At 35.6% G+C, this 16,992-nt stretch carries 19 protein-coding genes and 1 riboswitch; all 19 genes read left to right on the top strand.

Annotated features, from left to right (window positions below; translation table 11 throughout):
* The first annotated feature begins 262 nt into the window (after positions 1-262).
* Complete coding sequence (locus HMPREF1495_RS09015; protein WP_034213997.1) at positions 263-1,264, top strand: FecCD family ABC transporter permease; 1,002 nt, start codon at positions 263-265, stop codon at positions 1,262-1,264.
* Positions 1,265-2,029 (top strand): ABC transporter ATP-binding protein, encoded by a 765-nt coding sequence (locus tag HMPREF1495_RS09010; RefSeq protein ID WP_034213994.1) that lies wholly within the window; start codon positions 1,265-1,267, stop codon positions 2,027-2,029.
* A complete protein-coding gene (locus tag HMPREF1495_RS09005) occupies positions 2,011-2,775 on the top strand; it encodes a methyltransferase (protein WP_034213992.1) in 765 nt (254 codons plus the stop codon). The genes HMPREF1495_RS09010 and HMPREF1495_RS09005 overlap by 19 nt, the downstream gene beginning before the upstream one ends.
* Positions 2,776-2,793: 18 nt before the next feature.
* Entirely contained in the window at positions 2,794-3,351 is a 558-nt protein-coding gene (locus HMPREF1495_RS09000) for an FmdE family protein (protein ID WP_034213990.1), read from the top strand.
* A gap of 53 nt (positions 3,352-3,404) precedes the next feature.
* Positions 3,405-4,550 (top strand): ABC transporter substrate-binding protein, encoded by a 1,146-nt coding sequence (locus tag HMPREF1495_RS08995; RefSeq protein ID WP_034213989.1) that lies wholly within the window; start codon positions 3,405-3,407, stop codon positions 4,548-4,550.
* Between the two features lie 77 nt (positions 4,551-4,627).
* Positions 4,628-4,852 carry a type II toxin-antitoxin system RelB family antitoxin gene (gene relB / locus HMPREF1495_RS08990; protein ID WP_034213986.1) on the top strand — a complete coding sequence of 75 codons (225 nt, stop codon included), beginning with the start codon at positions 4,628-4,630 and terminating at the stop codon, positions 4,850-4,852.
* Entirely contained in the window at positions 4,849-5,118 is a 270-nt protein-coding gene (locus HMPREF1495_RS08985) for a type II toxin-antitoxin system RelE family toxin (RefSeq protein ID WP_034213984.1), read from the top strand. The genes relB and HMPREF1495_RS08985 overlap by 4 nt, the downstream gene beginning before the upstream one ends.
* A 103-nt stretch (positions 5,119-5,221) precedes the next feature.
* Complete coding sequence (gene ylxM, locus HMPREF1495_RS08980; protein ID WP_034214029.1) at positions 5,222-5,578, top strand: YlxM family DNA-binding protein; 357 nt, start codon at positions 5,222-5,224, stop codon at positions 5,576-5,578.
* Positions 5,579-5,587: 9 nt separating this feature from the next.
* On the top strand, positions 5,588-6,943 hold the full coding sequence (ffh, locus tag HMPREF1495_RS08975; protein WP_034213981.1) for a signal recognition particle protein: 1,356 nt from the start codon (positions 5,588-5,590) through the stop codon (positions 6,941-6,943).
* A gap of 68 nt (positions 6,944-7,011) precedes the next feature.
* Positions 7,012-7,254: a 30S ribosomal protein S16 gene (gene rpsP, locus HMPREF1495_RS08970; RefSeq protein ID WP_007591924.1), complete on the top strand. Its 243-nt coding sequence runs from the start codon at positions 7,012-7,014 to the stop codon at positions 7,252-7,254.
* 12 nt (positions 7,255-7,266) lie between these two features.
* A complete protein-coding gene (locus HMPREF1495_RS08965; RefSeq protein ID WP_009218659.1) occupies positions 7,267-7,494 on the top strand; it encodes a KH domain-containing protein in 228 nt (75 codons plus the stop codon).
* Positions 7,495-7,571: 77 nt separating this feature from the next.
* Positions 7,572-8,081, top strand: a complete 510-nt coding sequence (gene rimM / locus HMPREF1495_RS08960; RefSeq protein ID WP_034213976.1) for a ribosome maturation factor RimM — start codon at positions 7,572-7,574, stop codon at positions 8,079-8,081.
* Between the two features lie 2 nt (positions 8,082-8,083).
* Positions 8,084-8,830 carry a tRNA (guanosine(37)-N1)-methyltransferase TrmD gene (gene trmD / locus HMPREF1495_RS08955; protein ID WP_007591927.1) on the top strand — a complete coding sequence of 249 codons (747 nt, stop codon included), beginning with the start codon at positions 8,084-8,086 and terminating at the stop codon, positions 8,828-8,830.
* The gene (locus HMPREF1495_RS08950; RefSeq protein ID WP_034213973.1) at positions 8,827-9,939 is read left to right on the top strand and encodes a DUF4317 domain-containing protein; all 1,113 of its coding nucleotides are present in this window, start codon (positions 8,827-8,829) and stop codon (positions 9,937-9,939) included. Before trmD ends, HMPREF1495_RS08950 begins: the two co-directional genes overlap by 4 nt.
* Before the next feature lie 51 nt (positions 9,940-9,990).
* Positions 9,991-10,108: riboswitch (FMN riboswitch) on the top strand.
* A 91-nt stretch (positions 10,109-10,199) separates the two neighbouring features.
* A complete protein-coding gene (locus HMPREF1495_RS08945; RefSeq protein WP_034213971.1) occupies positions 10,200-10,943 on the top strand; it encodes an ECF transporter S component in 744 nt (247 codons plus the stop codon).
* A 432-nt stretch (positions 10,944-11,375) separates the two neighbouring features.
* Positions 11,376-13,661, top strand: coding sequence for a RelA/SpoT family protein (locus tag HMPREF1495_RS08940; protein WP_034213969.1), 2,286 nt, complete (start codon positions 11,376-11,378; stop codon positions 13,659-13,661).
* Entirely contained in the window at positions 13,661-14,323 is a 663-nt protein-coding gene (locus HMPREF1495_RS08935; RefSeq protein WP_034213966.1) for an MBL fold metallo-hydrolase, read from the top strand. Before HMPREF1495_RS08940 ends, HMPREF1495_RS08935 begins: the two co-directional genes overlap by 1 nt.
* Entirely contained in the window at positions 14,320-15,744 is a 1,425-nt protein-coding gene (gene hemZ / locus HMPREF1495_RS08930; RefSeq protein ID WP_034213964.1) for a coproporphyrinogen dehydrogenase HemZ, read from the top strand. The genes HMPREF1495_RS08935 and hemZ overlap by 4 nt, the downstream gene beginning before the upstream one ends.
* The gene (gene hisS, locus HMPREF1495_RS08925; protein WP_034213961.1) at positions 15,731-16,990 is read left to right on the top strand and encodes a histidine--tRNA ligase; all 1,260 of its coding nucleotides are present in this window, start codon (positions 15,731-15,733) and stop codon (positions 16,988-16,990) included. The genes hemZ and hisS overlap by 14 nt, the downstream gene beginning before the upstream one ends.
* Positions 16,991-16,992 lie beyond the last annotated feature (2 nt).

Raw genomic sequence — 16,992 nt, 5'->3', positions numbered from 1 at the left:
ATGGAATTTCCTTTTCACACACCTCTTTTTATGTTGTTTTATTAGATTTAAGGATATTTAATACTAAATATTTATTATTATACTCGATAAAACTTCTACTTTTTATTGAATTAATCGATTTTATAATTGAAAAAGAGTAAAATATAAGTTACAATAATATAATAAAATTCGTAGTATTTATATCAACATATATGCTTATTACGGAATATATAATGATTTATATAATCAATATAACTATTCCGTTGATTAAAGTAGGGGAAATATGAGTAAAAATAAGAAGATAATTATAATGTTTTTAATATTGACAGCCGTTTTTGTTATGTCATTCGGAATAGGAAAATATTCGATAAATCCGATAAATGTAGTAAAAGTGCTTTTATCAAAGTTTATTCCTTTAAAGAAAACCTGGGATGATAACACATATACAGTTATATATCAGATAAGAATGCCGAGAATACTGGCAGCTTTACTGATAGGAAGTGCTTTGTCGGTGGCAGGTTGTGTATATCAGGGGCTTTTTAAAAACAACATGGTTTCTCCAGAAGTGCTTGGTGCATCAAACGGTGCAGGTTTCGGTGCGGCACTTGGGATATTCTTTTCAATAGGATATGCCAAGACTACATTTTTATCATTTATTGTAGGGCTTTTTGCAGTGAGTTTGGCATATTTTATAAGTGAAAAATCTAGGGCGGACAAGACTTTCAGTATGATATTGGCTGGTATAATGGTAGGCTCGTTGTTTTCAGCTATGATTTCATATCTAAAGCTTATCGCAGATACCGATAATACATTGCCGGCAATAACATATTGGTTGATGGGATCGCTTGCATCCATAAAGATGAGTGATACAGTATTTGTAAGTATTCCAATCATACTTTCTATGATTCCTCTTATGCTTATCAGATGGCGAATAAATATTTTGACAATGGGTGAAGAAGAAGCGGCTACTCTTGGAATTAATGTTAAAGTCTTAAAGGTTATTATAATTGTGACAGCCACACTGATGACTTCAGCAAGTGTAAGTGTAAGCGGAATAATCGGCTGGGTAGGGCTTGTTATACCGCATTTTGCAAGGATGATAGTGGGATATGACTACAGATATCTCCTTATAAGTTCCGCATTGCTCGGATCTGCATTTTTGATTTTTGTAGACAATTTTGCAAGGAATATTTCAACTTCGGAAGTACCGCTTGGTATACTGACTTCCTTTATAGGCGCTCCGCTGTTTTTATACTTAATATATAAATCGGGGGAGAATAAATAAATGGGTATAAAAGTTAACAATTTAAGCTTTGCGTATAAAAAAGATCTTATACTTGATGATGTGAATTTTGAAATAGAAAGTGATACTTTACTTTGTGTTCTCGGACAAAACGGTGCCGGTAAATCGACACTGTTTAAATGTATGCTTGGAGTATTAAAGCCGAAATCAGGAAATATCTTCATAAATGATAAGGATATTTCAAAGCTTTCAGCAAAAGAGATTTCAAGAATGGTGGCATATATACCACAGGTTCACACACCACATTTTAACTATACAGTTATAGATGTGGTGATAATGGGAATGGCAAGTAAGATAGGAAGTTTTTCGGTCCCTAAGGATACTGACTATGACAGAGCAAGAGAAGTTTTAAACTATTTGAATATAGCAGATTTGGAAAAACGCGGATATCTGGATATAAGCGGAGGAGAGAGACAGCTTGTTTTGATAGCCAGAGCCATGTTGCAGGATGCAAAAATACTTATAATGGATGAACCTACATCAAACCTTGATTACGGCAATCAAATAAGGGTTATGAAGAGAATACAGAGGCTTTCAAAAGAGGGATATATAGTTATTTTATCCTCTCATAATCCGCAGCATTCTCTTATGTTTTGTGATAAAGCTCTGGTATTAAAGAACGGGAAAGTACTAAGTTACGGCAATACAAAGGATACTCTGAATACTGATATATTAAAACAAATATATAAAATAGATATCAATATAAAAGATGTGGAGGGTACGCCGGTATGCCTGCCTGTTTTGTAAGACTTATAACAGAGGATAAAATGGAAGAGTTAAAGACTATGTTTAATTGGAACGAAGATAAAATATACTGGAACATAGTATGTTGTGAGACAAACAACATGGATGAAAAAATTTGTAATGAGATAAAAGACTACATTAAGAATAAAAATGTAGCCGAACTTGGTTGCGGTACAGGATATTTTTCACTTGCTATGTCAAAATATGCCAATATTGTGGTGTCAACCGATATACAGGATAAGGTACTTGATGTATTGGAAAAGAATATAAAAAAACACAACATAAAAAATATAATTCCTATAAGATCAAATGTGTATGAGAATGTGTTCCACAATGTGGATTATATAGTGGCAAAGTTTTTTTCAAGGCCTTCAAAGGATGTGAAGCTCATGCTTGATATGGCAGATAAAGGGGTTATTCTTATCAAAAATACTACATCCGACAGCGGTATGAATCAGGATGAGGCAAGTAAATTTTGTAAGGAAAACTCATTAACCATAATTCTATACCTTGAAAAAGAGAAAATAAAATATAAAAAGATTGATATGGAATGTGAGAACGGACAGTATGTAAGAGATGAAGATGAGGGAATAAGGTTTTTGAAATCTTATACTCAAAATAATAATGAGCAGATAAAGGATATACTTAAAAAAAGTAAGCTCTCAAAAGAGTATAAGGCTTTGGGCGAAACTTTTACCTATTTTATAAGTGTATACAGAAGATTCAGTATATTTATAATAGAAAAATAAATTATAAGGAAGGCTCTTATGTTTGATAAAAGTTACTATTTGGAGAAACTTAAAAAAGCCGTCAACTACCACGGACATCTTTGTTCCGGGCAGGCAATAGGTGTTAAAATGGCAATCTATGCTGTAAGGCTTTTAAATCTCGGTGAAAAAGAAGATTATAAGAACTTAAAGGTTTATGTTGAAACCGACAGATGTATAGCGGATGCAATAATGACAGTTACAGGATGTAAAGTAGGTAAGCGAAGATTTGTATTTCTTGACTATGGCAAAACCGCATGTACATTTGTAAATATGGATACTAAAGAAGCTTACAGAATTTATAGAAAGAACAGGTGTTATCCTCCGGATGGCGGAGACATTGCAGAGTTTTTTGCCGATTTAAAAGATGAAGACTTGTTCACAGTCCAAAGAGTGTTTGTAGATATAAAACCTCAAGATATGCCGGGGCTTCCTCTTGGAGAGGCTGTTTGCGAAGTATGCGGTGAAGAGGTAATAGATTTAAGGCAGGTAGTAAAAGACGGCAAGGTTATGTGCAAAAATTGTGCAGATAAAAGCTACTACAGGGTAACAGAATAAAATCGGGGTTGTGAAACTCAGGTTTATATAAATTTAATTTAAGGAGAGAAGTTATGAAAAAATTTCTATCGGCACTGATTGTGTCAACACTTATGTTCTCGGCTACAGCCTGTTCAAGTCAGTCTTCAAAGAATACCGGACAGGAACAGTCCACCACGGCACAGGCGGTGGAGAGCAGTAAAGAGCAGACAACTGCCACGGCTACAGAGCAAAAGTCACAGGAGGAAACTGTAAAGTTCACAGATTCCGCAGGTCGAGAGGTGGAGTTACCTGCAAATATTGAAAAGATTGCACCTTCAGGATATTTAGCACAGATAATGCTTTACTCCATTGCACCTGATAAGATGGTCGGATGGGGTTCAAAGCCTAAGGATGCTCAGATGAAATATATTGATGCTAAATACGCAGATAAGCCTGAGTTCGGTGCATTCTACGGTAAAAATGCAAATCTGAATATGGAAGCTCTTATGTCGGCAGGACCGCAGGTTGTAATTGATCTCGGTGAACCGAAAGACGATATTAAAGAAGGTATGGATACCATTCAGACTCAGACAAATATTCCCGCTATCTTTATAGACGCAACATTTGATAAACTGCCTGAGGCGTATACAACACTTGGTAAGGTGTTGGGAGAAGAGGAGCAGGGAAAGAAGTTGTCTGATTACTGTAAGGAAGCTCTTGATGTAGCTAAGTCAAATGCCGAAAAAGTTACCACAAAGCCAAAAGTATACTATGCGGAGGGTGAAGATGGGCTTTCAACTATGGGTTCAGGATCTATACACTCTGAGACTATTGAGTATATGGGCGCTGAAAATGTAGCCAAGCTTGAAAAGGGCAGCAAAAGCGGAGCGCAAGTTTCAATGGAGCAGTTAATGAACTGGGATCCTGATGTTATTATAACAGCGGATTCTAAGGTGTATGAGCTTATAACAACCGACAGTGCCTGGGCAAATCTTAGAGCAGTAAAAGACAACAAAGTCTATGAGGCACCTTCACTGCCGTATAACTGGGTAGGAAGACCGCCTTCAGTAAACAGAATACTTGGAATGCAGTGGCTCGGAACAATACTTTTCCCTGATAATTTCAAGTATGATATGGTTAAGCAGGCGCAGGAGTTCTACAAATTGTTTTATCACTATGATTTAAGTGAGGATGAAGCAAAGGACATGCTGAAAAACTCAATATTAAAACAGCAGTAAAAATAAATTTTGAAGGTCATATTTGACAAAATACAATTTAAGTAATACAATTGTAATACACAAGAAAGGAGAGAGTTATGTCTGTAATCAGTTTGAGAGTTCCTGAAAATGAATTGAACATTTTTAAATCGTATGCAAAACATAATAATAAGTCCTTGTCTGAAATAATCAGAATTGCTATGCTTGAACGTATTGAAGACGAATATGATCTTAAAGTTTTTGAAGAATATGAGGCTGAGAAAAGGTCAGGTACACTAAAAACAAGACCAATTAGTGAACTTTGGAAAGACCTTGACTTATGATTTATGAAATAAGTACAACAGAAAAATTTGATAAAGCATTTAAAAAATTAGATAGACAAACTCAAAGGATAATCAAAGCATGGATTGAAAAAAATCTGATAAACTGTGAAAATCCAAGAATACATGGTAAAGCTCTCACTGCAAACAGGAGCGGACAATGGAGATATAGAGTTGGAGACTATCGTATTTTAGCCGAAATACAAGATGATAAACTTGTTTTAATCTTTATTGATGTCGGACATAGAAAAGATATCTATTTGTTTTAAGGCATGTATATTTATTTTTCAAGCTGTCAAGTAAAAACACTTTTTCAAGCTGTCAAGTAAAAACACTTGACAGCTTCTTTTTATGCTGTTATACTCTCACAGTATGGAAAATAATGATATAGAAAAATATATCAATCAAGGGATTCTTTATGATTTCTATGGAAAGCTTTTGACAGAGCATCAGCAAAGAATTTATGAGGATGTGGTTTTCAATGATTTCTCACTAAGTGAGATTGCTGAAAATGAGGGAATAAGCAGACAGGGTGTGAGCGATCTTATAAAAAGATGCAATAAATCACTGGTTTCTTATGAGGAAAAGCTTGGTTTGATAAAAAAGTTTGATGAAACAAAATCTTATGTAAAAGAGATACAAAGGATTGTTAAGATATATCAGGACACAAAGAATGAAGAACTTATATCAAAGATAGAAGAGCTTTCATTCAAGATACTGGATGTATAGGAGGTTTGAATGGCTTTTGAAAGCTTATCGGAAAAACTTCAAAATGTTTTTAAAAATCTTCGAGGCAAGGGTAGACTTACTGAGGATGATGTAAGAGCCGGATTAAAAGAAGTAAGGCTGGCACTTCTTGAGGCTGACGTAAGTTTTAAAGTTGTAAAAGATTTTATAAAGAGTATTCAGGAGAAGGCAACAGGTACTGATGTACTTAATTCACTTACACCGGCTCAACAGGTTATTAAAATAGTTAATGATGAGATGGTTTCTTTGATGGGTAGTGAGACTACAGAAATAAAGATTAAACCGTCAGGAGAAATAACTATTATAATGATGGCAGGTCTTCAGGGTGCAGGTAAAACAACAACTACCGCAAAGCTTGCCGCAAAATTAAAGAAAAAGGGAAATTCTCCACTTCTTGTAGGTTGTGATATCTACAGACCTGCCGCCATAGAGCAGTTAAAAAGAAACGGTGAAAAGGTGGATGTGCCCGTCTTTGAGATGGGAACCGATCACAAACCTGCAGAGATTGCTAAAAGAGCTGTAGAATTTGCTAAGGAGAATCATCACAACATCATATTCCTTGATACTGCAGGTCGTCTGCATATCGATGAAGATATGATGAATGAGTTGATAGAGATAAAAGAAAATGTAACTGTTGACGATATCATTTTGGTGGTTGATGCCATGACAGGTCAGGATGCGGTAAATGTGGCCGAGACCTTCAATGAAAAGCTTGATATTACCGGAGTAATACTTACAAAGCTTGACGGTGATACCAGAGGTGGTGCGGCTCTTTCAGTACGTGCCGTTACAGGTAAGCCGATACTTTATGTAGGAATGGGAGAAAAACTCTCTGATCTGGAGCAGTTTTATCCTGACAGAATGGCAAGCAGAATTCTCGGCATGGGAGATATCCTTTCTCTTATTGAAAAGGCCGAGATGGATATGGACAGTGAGAAAGCTAAGAAGCTCTCACAAAAGATTGCCAAAGCTGATTTTGATTTCAACGATTTCCTTGATCAGCTGGAACAGCTTGAGAAGATGGGTGGCATGGCAAGTATACTCAGCATGTTACCGGGAATCGGTGGTAAGGCTGCATTGCCTGAGGTGGATGACAGTCAGATGATAAAAATAAAAGCTATTATTCAGAGTATGTCTGAAAAGGAGAGGCTTGATCCGAGTCTTTTGAACCCTTCAAGAAAAAACAGAATTGCAAAGGGTTCAGGTGTTAATATTGCTGATGTCAACAGACTTGTAAAGCAATTTGAGCAGATGAAAAAGATGATGAAGCAATTCCCCGGCATGATGAAGAATGGTAAAAAGAGAGGAGCCCTTGGTGGACTCTTCGGAGGAAAATTAGGTTTTTAGCGGATTTTATTCTAAATAATTAGAATTGATCATATATAGATTTTTATAGCTATTAGGAGGATAATAAAATGGCAGTTAAGATGAGATTAAAGAGAATGGGACAGAAGAAGGCACCTTTCTATAGAGTAGTAGTGGCTGATGCTCGTTCACCAAGAGACGGTAGATTTATCGATGAGGTTGGTTACTATGATCCTACAGTTGAGCCAAGCGTAATCAAGTTTGATGAGGAGAACACAAAGAAGTGGCTTGCTAACGGTGCACAGCCAACTGACAGAGTTGCTAAGCTTTTAAAGAGTGCCGGATTAGTATAATAAGGACTGATTATGAAAGAAGTCATTGAGGTTATAGCAAAAGCTTTGGTAGATGACCCGGCTCAAGTAAAAGTTGAAGAGACAATCGATGGTGATACTACTATCTGTACATTGTCTGTAGCCGAAGCTGATATGGGCAAGGTTATAGGGAAGTCAGGAAAGATAGCTAAGGCTATTCGTTCTATTATAAAATCAGCATCTATAAGAGCTGAAAAAAAAGTAGTATTAGAAATAAAATAACAAAACAAGCTGCTACATTTGTAGTAGCTTTATTGTTATTTAAAGGCTGCATTAAGTAATTTTTGAAAGTGAACAAAATGATAGATAGATTTAGAGTGGGAGTCATCACAAGCTCTCATGGAATAAAAGGTGAGGCAAAGGTATATCCTACATCTGATGACCAAAACAGATTGAAAAAGATAAAGAAAGTATATGCAAATATTAAGGGAGTTGAGACTGCACTTGATATTGAAACTGTCAGATTTCAAAAAAATATGGCACTTGTAAAGTTTAAGCAGTTTAACACTCCTGAAGAAATACAGGCACTTAGGAATACTGATTTGTTTGTAGACAGACAAAATGCCACACCTTTAAAAAAGAATGAAAACTATATTGCGGATCTTATAGGTCTTGATGTAATTGATGAAGAAGGTATTTTGCTTGGTAAGGTTACAGATATATTCCCTACAGGGGCTAATCATGTAATGGAAGTGGATATGGGAGAAAAGAAAGTATTATTCCCATATATCAGCCAATGTATACTGGATGTGGATCTTGAAGAGGGAAAGATTAGAGTCCATGTTTTGGACGGACTTTTGGATTTATAGATATGAAGTTTTTTTGTTTAACATTATTTCCTGAAATGATAGAAATGTGTATGAACACAAGTATAGTAGGTAGAGCCATAAAAAATGATTTGATATCAATGGAAGCTATAAATATTCGTGATTATACACTTGATAAACATAGAAGAGTGGATGACTATCCATATGGCGGCGGTGCAGGAATGGTAATGCAGGCTGAGCCTATTCACAAAGCATATGAAAGTATCTGTGACAGACTGGATAAAAGAGCTAAGCTTATATATCTTTCACCACAGGGTAAGGTGTTTGATCAAAATGATGCCAAGGAACTTGCAAAGCTTGATGAGATAGTTTTTCTTTGCGGTCATTATGAAGGCGTCGATGAGAGAGCACTTGAACTTACAAATGCGCAGTGTTACTCCATAGGAGACTATGTACTTACAGGTGGTGAGCTTCCGGCTCTTGTAATGATGGATGCAATCGCAAGGATGGTAGACGGAGTACTTACCAATAATGAAAGTGCTGATTTTGAGTCATTTGAAGACAATTTGCTTGAGTATCCGCAATATACAAGACCTGTAGAGTATGAGGGACTTAGGGTACCTGATATGCTTCTTTCAGGGCATCATAAAAATATAGAAGAGTGGCGTAGAAAAGAGTCTATAAAGAGGACTTATCTTAACAGACCGGATTTGCTTGAGATCGCCAATCTTTCAAAAAAAGATTTAATTTATCTGGAGCAATTGAAGCAGGAAAGTAGTGAAAAAAGATGATTAGAGAAGAAATAAACGAGATCAAAAAGCAATTTAATAAGGATACCAATGTTATCACAAAGTATGCAGGTTGCTATGTTGATGCTGAAAAGAATATAAAATTTATGAATAAGGATGCTTTCTATTCATTACCTGAGGAGGATGCTTTCAAATATGAAGAAATATTCAGAAAGACCTTGTCGGGAGCAATTGGGAAGTCATTACTGACCTTGGACTTTTCTTTGGATGATGAAGATGAAGACAGTCCACATGCATTTTTAATGAAACTTAGAGAGAGCAGGCTTGATGATGAATTGCTTCTGGATGAATTCTTCAGAAAAGTAATAGAATCCTATGAGCATGCCGAAAATTATTACATAATACTTATTGATATCATGTATGATATTCCGGGTAAGGCAAGCGATAAACTTGCAATGGATGATGCTTCAACCGAAGTTTATCATGCACTGCTATGCAGTATATGTCCTGTGAGCCTTTCAAAGCCTGCACTCAGCTATTTTGCCAATGAAGGTGTAATTGCAAACAGAGTCAGAGACTGGATAGTAGGTATGCCTATGCACGGATTTTTATTCCCTGCATTTACAGACAGAACTACAGACATACATGCGGCATTATACTTCAGCAAGAAAAATGATGCACTTAATGAGAGCTTTATAAATGAAATAATAGGTGTTGAGCCTCCTATGTCATCAGTTATGCAAAAAGAAACTTTTGAAGCTGTGCTTTATGATATTTTAAGAGATGAGCTTACAATGCCTGTTATGTCATCTTTAAGTTCAAATATGCTTGATTTGATTGCTGAAAACTCCGACAACCCTGAACCTTTGGTACTTACAAAAAATGATATGGTTAAGCTTATTTCAAAGAGCGGTGTATCAGATGAAGCAGTGGAATCATATGAGAAAAGTGCAGATGCAGATATAGAAGTACTGGCAGATAATGTAATAGATACAAAGAAATTTGAAGTTAAAACACCCGGCATTACCGTAAAAACCGATACGGACTCTATTGAAAAGCTTGAGACAAGAATAATAGACGGAAGAAAATATATTCTCGTTCCTATAGAAGATGATGTGGAAGTTAACGGTATGCCTGTAAGGAGTCTATAATACTATTGACATTTTGTATAAAAAGTTTTAGAATTAAGTTAATAAAAATTAATATTTCTTCGGGGCGGGGCGTAATTCCCCACCGGCAGTATAGTCTGCGACCTGCATGAGCAGTTGATTTGGTGAAATTCCAAAACCGACAGTATAGTCTGGATGAGAGAAGAGTGTTTTCAAATTCATTTGCTTATGCCCCCTATAGATAATATAGGGGTTTTTGCATTGAAGAAAACCACTCCGAAGCATAAGCTATGGAGGTAGTTATGTTAAAAACAGTAGTTGAAAATTTGGTTTTTGTAGCAGAGTTTCTGGGAATAGTATTTGCTACATTTTTAGTTGCATATCTTTTTGAGAAGATAGCAAATAAGAGGTCCGGCTATACAGGTCCTGTTATTACCACTCAAAAGATTGCAATGGTCGGTTTGTTCGGTGCCATAAGTACAATACTCATGATGTTTGAGTTCCCTGTACCTTTTGCTCCTACATTTTACAAACTTGACTTTTCCGAGTTACCTATAATGATAGTAACCTTTGCTTTCGGTCCGGTTGCCGGAATACTTACAGAGTTTATAAAGATACTTTTAAAAGTAATGTTTAGATCAACTACCACAGCATTTGTGGGCGAGCTTGCAAACTTCTGTGTAGGAGCATCTTTAATCCTTCCTTCAAGTATTATTTATATATTCAGCAAAACAAGAAAAGGAGCTTTGATTGGAAGTATAGCAGGAACACTTACAATGACAGTATTCGGATCGCTTTTTAATGCATTGTATCTTTTACCTAAGTTTGCACAGATGTATGGAATGGATCTTAGTGCACTTGTAGGAATGGGAAGTGCACTAAATCCTGCAGTAACAAGTATTCAAACCTTTGCATTGATGATAGTTGCACCGTTAAATCTGTTAAAGGGTTGTATGATTTCAGTCCTTACAATTGCTTTATATAAGAAATTTTCACCTATATTAAAGCAAGGCAATTCATTCAGAGAAGTGAATACAGTAAAATAGACTTGAAATAATAGATTTAAAGAGTGACAATGACATTATGGTTTAAGGAGGTGCACATAAATGAGATATAATAAAGATAGGCATTTACCATTTTGGTATTTAGTAATGTTATTTCAAGTTATAGGTTTGATTGTATTTTTCCCATTTTACATAATATATTTACTGGCAAAAAATCAAAAATAAAGTTTAATAATAAAATTTAAGGGTTTGATAAAAATGTTGAGATTTAGTATTTGTAAATCTCAACATTTTTTTGATATAATTAAAAACTTTAAATTCACAGTTTGTAATAATCTACATAATCATTTTATAAAGCACCTTTTTTCTTAGGTTTTCTTGCTTTTTTTACATTATATTCGTATAATAAAAGCTTAGACATATATAACCCAAACTATAGCTTTGCAATATTTTAGCCTGAGAATGAGGAATTTAATGAAAGAGGATAAGTTGAACTTTCTGGATGAAAATATAGAAACACCTATTGATAAACCGGCAGATTTTACTTCGCCGGAAAGCTTGTATAAAAAACTTGTTGATATCATATTACATTATCATCCTTCAGATGATATCACAATGATATCAAAAGCCTATGAACTGGCAAAAAAAGCACATAATGATCAAAAAAGAAAATCGGGTGAACCATATATCATTCACCCTATTTGTGTTGCAATTATTCTTGCCGAGCTTGAACTTGATAAGGAAACAATAGCCGCAGGTCTCTTACATGATGTAATAGAAGATACGGCTATATCATTTGAAGAGCTATCAAATATATTCGGCGTGGATGTAGCCAACTTGGTAGACGGTGTTACAAAGCTTACACAGCTTTCATTAAAGAATGATAAAATAGAGATGCAGGCTGAAAACTTAAGAAAGATGTTTTTGGCAATGGCAAAGGATATAAGGGTTATTCTTATAAAGCTTGCTGACAGACTTCACAATATGCGTACACTTCAATATATGAAGCCTGAAAAGCAAAAAGAAAAGGCAAGGGAGACTATGGATATATATTCTCCGATTGCTCAAAGACTGGGTATTTCAAAAATAAAGGTTGAGCTTGACGATTTATCATTAAAGTATCTGCATCCTGATGTTTACTATGATCTGTCGGAAAAGCTTGCATTCAGAAAAGAACAACGACAGCAATTTGTCGATGAGATTATAAAGAAGTTCGATGAGCATTTATCCGGTACAGGAATGAAATATCAGATAAGCGGAAGAGTAAAACATTTATTCTCAATATATAAAAAGATGGTAAATCAGAATAAGACTCTGGACCAGATTTATGATGTGTTTGCCATCCGTATAATTGTGGAAGATGTGGCCGCATGTTATCTGGCTCTAGGTACGGCACATGAAATCTATAAGCCTATACCCGGAAGATTCAAAGACTATATTGCGATGCCGAAACCGAACATGTATCAGTCGCTTCATACCACACTTATCTCAGATACGGGACAGCCTTTTGAGGTGCAGATAAGAACATTTGAGATGCATAAGACTGCAGAGTTCGGTATCGCCGCTCACTGGAAATATAAAGAGAGCGGAAGCGGTACATCTGCACAGGGGTCAGAGGATGCCAAGATGAACTGGCTCAGACAAATACTTGAGTGGCAAAAGGATACCTCCGACAATGCTGAATTTTTAAAGGTAATTAAGAGCGACTTGGATCTTTTTTCTGACAGTGTATATTGTTTTACACCAAATGGTGATGTTAAGAACCTGCCTGCAGGTTCAAATCCTATAGACTTTGCTTATTCAATACATTCGGCTGTCGGAAATAAGATGGTCGGTGCAAGAGTTAACGGTCGTCTTGTAAATATCGACTATGAGTTGAAGAGCGGTGACAGAGTCGAAATCATAACCTCTCAAAACTCAAAGGGACCAAGTAGGGATTGGCTTAACATAGTCAAGTCAAATCAGGCTAAGTCTAAGATACAACAATGGTTTAAGACCGAGCTTAAAGAGGACAATATCCTTCGAGGTAAGGATCTTCTTGAAAAGTACTGCAAAGCAAAGGGAATAAGCTGGAATGAGATAAACAAGCCTCAATTCCAGGAAAAGGTAATGAAGCGCTATGCAATCAAAGACTGGGATTCAATTCTGGCATCCTTAGGTCACGGTGGTTTAAAAGAAGGTCAGGTCATCAATAAGATGATTGAAGAACAAAAGAAGGTTGCAAAGAAAGAAATTTCCGAGTCTGCTCTTTTGGAAAGTCTTAGTGATAATAACAATACGGCAATACATAAGAAATCTAAAAACGGTATTACCGTAAAGGGTATAGAGGATATAGCTGTCAGATTTTCAAAATGTTGCAATCCTGTTCCGGGTGATGAGATAGTTGGCTTTATTACAAGGGGCAGAGGAGTTTCAATACACAGAACAGACTGTATAAATGTGATGAATCTTCCTTCGGATGACAGAACAAGACTTATACCTGCCGAGTGGCAGGAGTTTGAAGATGCCAAACTTGAAGAGAAGTATCAAACAGAATTGCAGATATTTGCGCACAATCGTCAGGGACTTATATTCGACCTTATAAGAATTTACAGTGAAAACAACATCACTATCAATAATATGAATGCCCGTACAAACAAGCAGGATATTTCAACCATAAATCTTGTGTTTGATATAAAGGGAAGAGAAGAGTTGAACTCTTTAATCGGTAAACTCAGACAGATTAACGGAGTAATAGATATTGAAAGGGCTACAGGCTGATGAATAAATTAGGAATATATGTACTTACACTCGGTCCGGTACAGACCAATGTGTTTGTTGCATACAATAAAGAAACTTTGGAATGTTTGATAGTGGATCCTTCTGCCCAGGCGCAGTCTATTATCAAAGTTATAGAAGAGAATAAGTTAAAACCAAGTGCAATACTTCTTACACATGGACATTTTGACCATATAATGGCGGTAAATGATTTGGTGGAAAAATATAAAATAAAAGTATACATATCAAAAAATGATGAGGAAATGCTTGGAGACAGTTATAAATCCGGCGGAAAGTCATTTATCGGACATGGATATGTTACAAAGGCTGATTTCTTGTTGAATGATGGTGATATTATCCGCTTACTGGATGAAGATATAAAATTTATCGCTACACCGGGACATACAAAGGGATCGGGTTGCTATTATATAGAGTCTGAAAAGATTTTATTCTCGGGTGATACGGTTTTTAGAGAGGACTGTGGAAGAACGGATCTTTACGGAGGAGATAATCCTACTATAATAAGGTCGATATATGATAAGGTCCTTACTTTGCCGGAAGATGTAAACATATTACCCGGGCATATGGATATGACTACGGTAGGACATGAAAAAAAATTCAATCCTGTTGCAATTTATGTAGAAAAGCATGGGATAGATAGATGATTTCATTACTATTGGAAGATATGACCTTTGAGCAGGATATCAGAGAGCTTTTGATGGCTTTTTATCCGGAGGAAAAATATATTTACACAGATGAAGATGTATTTCTTTCATTGCTTTTATCAAAGGACAATACTGATTATCATATTAAAATCAAAAGTAAAGACAATGTATTGGAGTTTAGTTCACCGCTTAGAGATACAAAATTTGATACCAAAAATGATTTAAAAAGAAATATATATAAAAATCTTTTAAAGCTTGGCAACAAGGAACTTACTTGGGGAACTCTAACCGGAATAAGACCCACAAAGATAGTAATGGAAATGCTTGAAAATGATATGTCTTTAGAAGATATAAAAAAACATTTAAAAGAAGTCTATCTTGTAAGCGATAAAAGAATTAAGCTTTGTACCGATACGGCAAAAAATGAATTCAATATATTAAAGAAAATTGATTATAAGAACGGATACAGTCTTTATATAGGTATACCGTTTTGCCCTACAAGATGTTTATACTGTTCTTTTACATCTTATTCTATTGCACAATGGAAGAAAGATACCGATACGTATGTAGAAGCGCTTTGCAAAGAACTTTTAGCTGTTTCTAAGATGTATGAAGGCAAAAAACTTCAAACTATTTATATGGGTGGTGGAACACCTACTTCACTTGAAGGATATCAACTGTCAAAAATTTTAAATGTTGTAAAGACAAATTTTGATCTTTCAAATCTTTTAGAGTTGACGGTTGAAGCAGGAAGACCTGACAGTATAACAAGAGAAAAGCTTGAGGCATTAAAGGACGTGGGAGTTGACAGAATATCTATAAATCCACAGACAATGCAGCAAAAGACTTTGGATCTTATAGGAAGACATCATAGTATTGAAGATATATATGAAAGCTATAAGCTTGCAAGAGATGTAGGATTTGAAAATATAAATATGGACTTTATAATCGGACTAAACGGTGAAACTTTAGAGGATGTTATCGACAGCTTCACAAAGGTGAGAACCTTTGCTCCTGAATCTGTTACCATACATTCTCTTGCACTAAAGAGAGCTGCCAGGTTAAATACAGAAAATAAAAGAGAGATTATGGACAATGATCTGATTTTATCAATGATAAATACAGCTACCGATACCTGTGCCGATTTGGGGTTGGAGCCGTATTACTTGTACAGGCAAAAAAACATGGCGGGCAATCTTGAAAATATAGGATTTTCAAAACCGGGTAAAGAATGTCTATACAATATATTGATTATGGAAGAAAAACAGACTATCATAGCTTGTGGAGCAGGTACATCAAGTAAAATAGTATTCGGAGACGGCAGAATAGAGAGAATTGAAAATGTCAAGGATCCGAAACTTTATATAGAAAGGCTTGATGAAATGATAATGAGAAAGGAAAGTATGCATGGCATTGATTAAAAAAGGTGTCACCGGAATGAAGGACATTCTCCCTGAGGAGATGGTTATCAGGGATTATTTGATAAATATAATAAAAAAGACTTATGGAAGTTTCGGCTTTACCTCAATAGAGACTCCTGCAATGGAGCATATTGAAAATCTTTTAAGTAAGCAGGGTGGTGACAATGAAAAGCTTATTTTTAAGGTTTTAAAAAGAGGTGAGAAATTAAAGCTTGATGATGTTAAGGATGAGAATGACCTGGTAGATGCAGGACTTAGATATGATCTTACATTACCGCTTGCAAGATACTATTCAAATAATCAGGCAAATCTTCCAAATCCGTTTAAGGCATTGCAGATAGGTAATGTATATAGAGCCGACAGACCTCAAAAAGGTAGATTCAGACAGTTTACACAATGTGATATAGATATCCTCGGTGAGGCTTCAAATCTTGCAGAAATAGAGCTTATACTTGCTACAACAAAAGCACTTAGTGAGATTGCAAAGGACAAAAAATTCACTGTAAGAATCAATGACAGAAGAATTCTTCTGGCAATGGCACTTTTTGCAGGCTATTCAGAAGATAATATAAGTAATGTATTTATTATCCTTGATAAGATGGATAAGATAGGACTTGACGGTGTAAGAAAAGAATTGACAGAGCTTGACGGTTCGGATAAATGTGAGAAGTATCTGAATCTTTTTGACGGATTATCTAATGATTCAAAGGCTCTTGTATCTTTAAAGGAAAGTTTGGCCGGTTTTATTGAAGAAGGTGTACTTGACAGTTTATCTGAGATAATGAATACAGTACTTGATGTAAAAGAAAATGATTTTTCACTGGAGTTTGATCCTACATTAGTTCGCGGTATGGGATACTATACAGGAACCATATTTGAAGTAAGTATGGAGGGATTCTCAGGTTCGGTAGCAGGTGGCGGAAGATATGACAAGATGATAGGAAAATTTACAGGAAGTGATACACCTGCCTGCGGATTTTCTATCGGTTTTGAAAGAATTATCACAATACTTATGGATTCAGGATTTAAGATACCTGATGAGAGCAAAAAAATCGCATTCCTTTATGAAAAGAATATTGATGCAAGTGTATTAACATCTATATTAAAGGAAGCATCAGCTCTCAGAGCGGACGGAAATATTGTTCTGGTTTCAAAGATGAATAAGAATAAGAAGTTCCAAAAAGAGGGACTTGAAAAACAAGGATATGTAGAATTTAAAGAATTTTATAGAGAAGCTTTAAAATAGTG

The sequence above is a fragment of the Lachnoanaerobaculum sp. MSX33 genome (assembly GCF_000512995.1).
Lineage (GTDB): Bacteria > Bacillota > Clostridia > Lachnospirales > Lachnospiraceae > Lachnoanaerobaculum.
This window is presented reverse-complemented; position numbering and strand designations above follow the sequence as displayed.

Coding starts and splice junctions, on each gene's coding strand:
- HMPREF1495_RS09015 (WP_034213997.1), top strand. CDS start 263: ATGAGTAAAAATAAGAAGATAATTATAATGTTTTTAATATTGACAGCC.
- HMPREF1495_RS09010 (WP_034213994.1), top strand. CDS start 1,265: ATGGGTATAAAAGTTAACAATTTAAGCTTTGCGTATAAAAAAGATCTT.
- HMPREF1495_RS09005 (WP_034213992.1), top strand. CDS start 2,011: ATGCCTGCCTGTTTTGTAAGACTTATAACAGAGGATAAAATGGAAGAG.
- HMPREF1495_RS09000 (WP_034213990.1), top strand. CDS start 2,794: ATGTTTGATAAAAGTTACTATTTGGAGAAACTTAAAAAAGCCGTCAAC.
- HMPREF1495_RS08995 (WP_034213989.1), top strand. CDS start 3,405: ATGAAAAAATTTCTATCGGCACTGATTGTGTCAACACTTATGTTCTCG.
- relB (WP_034213986.1), top strand. CDS start 4,628: ATGTCTGTAATCAGTTTGAGAGTTCCTGAAAATGAATTGAACATTTTT.
- HMPREF1495_RS08985 (WP_034213984.1), top strand. CDS start 4,849: ATGATTTATGAAATAAGTACAACAGAAAAATTTGATAAAGCATTTAAA.
- ylxM (WP_034214029.1), top strand. CDS start 5,222: ATGGAAAATAATGATATAGAAAAATATATCAATCAAGGGATTCTTTAT.
- ffh (WP_034213981.1), top strand. CDS start 5,588: ATGGCTTTTGAAAGCTTATCGGAAAAACTTCAAAATGTTTTTAAAAAT.
- rpsP (WP_007591924.1), top strand. CDS start 7,012: ATGGCAGTTAAGATGAGATTAAAGAGAATGGGACAGAAGAAGGCACCT.
- HMPREF1495_RS08965 (WP_009218659.1), top strand. CDS start 7,267: ATGAAAGAAGTCATTGAGGTTATAGCAAAAGCTTTGGTAGATGACCCG.
- rimM (WP_034213976.1), top strand. CDS start 7,572: ATGATAGATAGATTTAGAGTGGGAGTCATCACAAGCTCTCATGGAATA.
- trmD (WP_007591927.1), top strand. CDS start 8,084: ATGAAGTTTTTTTGTTTAACATTATTTCCTGAAATGATAGAAATGTGT.
- HMPREF1495_RS08950 (WP_034213973.1), top strand. CDS start 8,827: ATGATTAGAGAAGAAATAAACGAGATCAAAAAGCAATTTAATAAGGAT.
- HMPREF1495_RS08945 (WP_034213971.1), top strand. CDS start 10,200: ATGTTAAAAACAGTAGTTGAAAATTTGGTTTTTGTAGCAGAGTTTCTG.
- HMPREF1495_RS08940 (WP_034213969.1), top strand. CDS start 11,376: ATGAAAGAGGATAAGTTGAACTTTCTGGATGAAAATATAGAAACACCT.
- HMPREF1495_RS08935 (WP_034213966.1), top strand. CDS start 13,661: ATGAATAAATTAGGAATATATGTACTTACACTCGGTCCGGTACAGACC.
- hemZ (WP_034213964.1), top strand. CDS start 14,320: ATGATTTCATTACTATTGGAAGATATGACCTTTGAGCAGGATATCAGA.
- hisS (WP_034213961.1), top strand. CDS start 15,731: ATGGCATTGATTAAAAAAGGTGTCACCGGAATGAAGGACATTCTCCCT.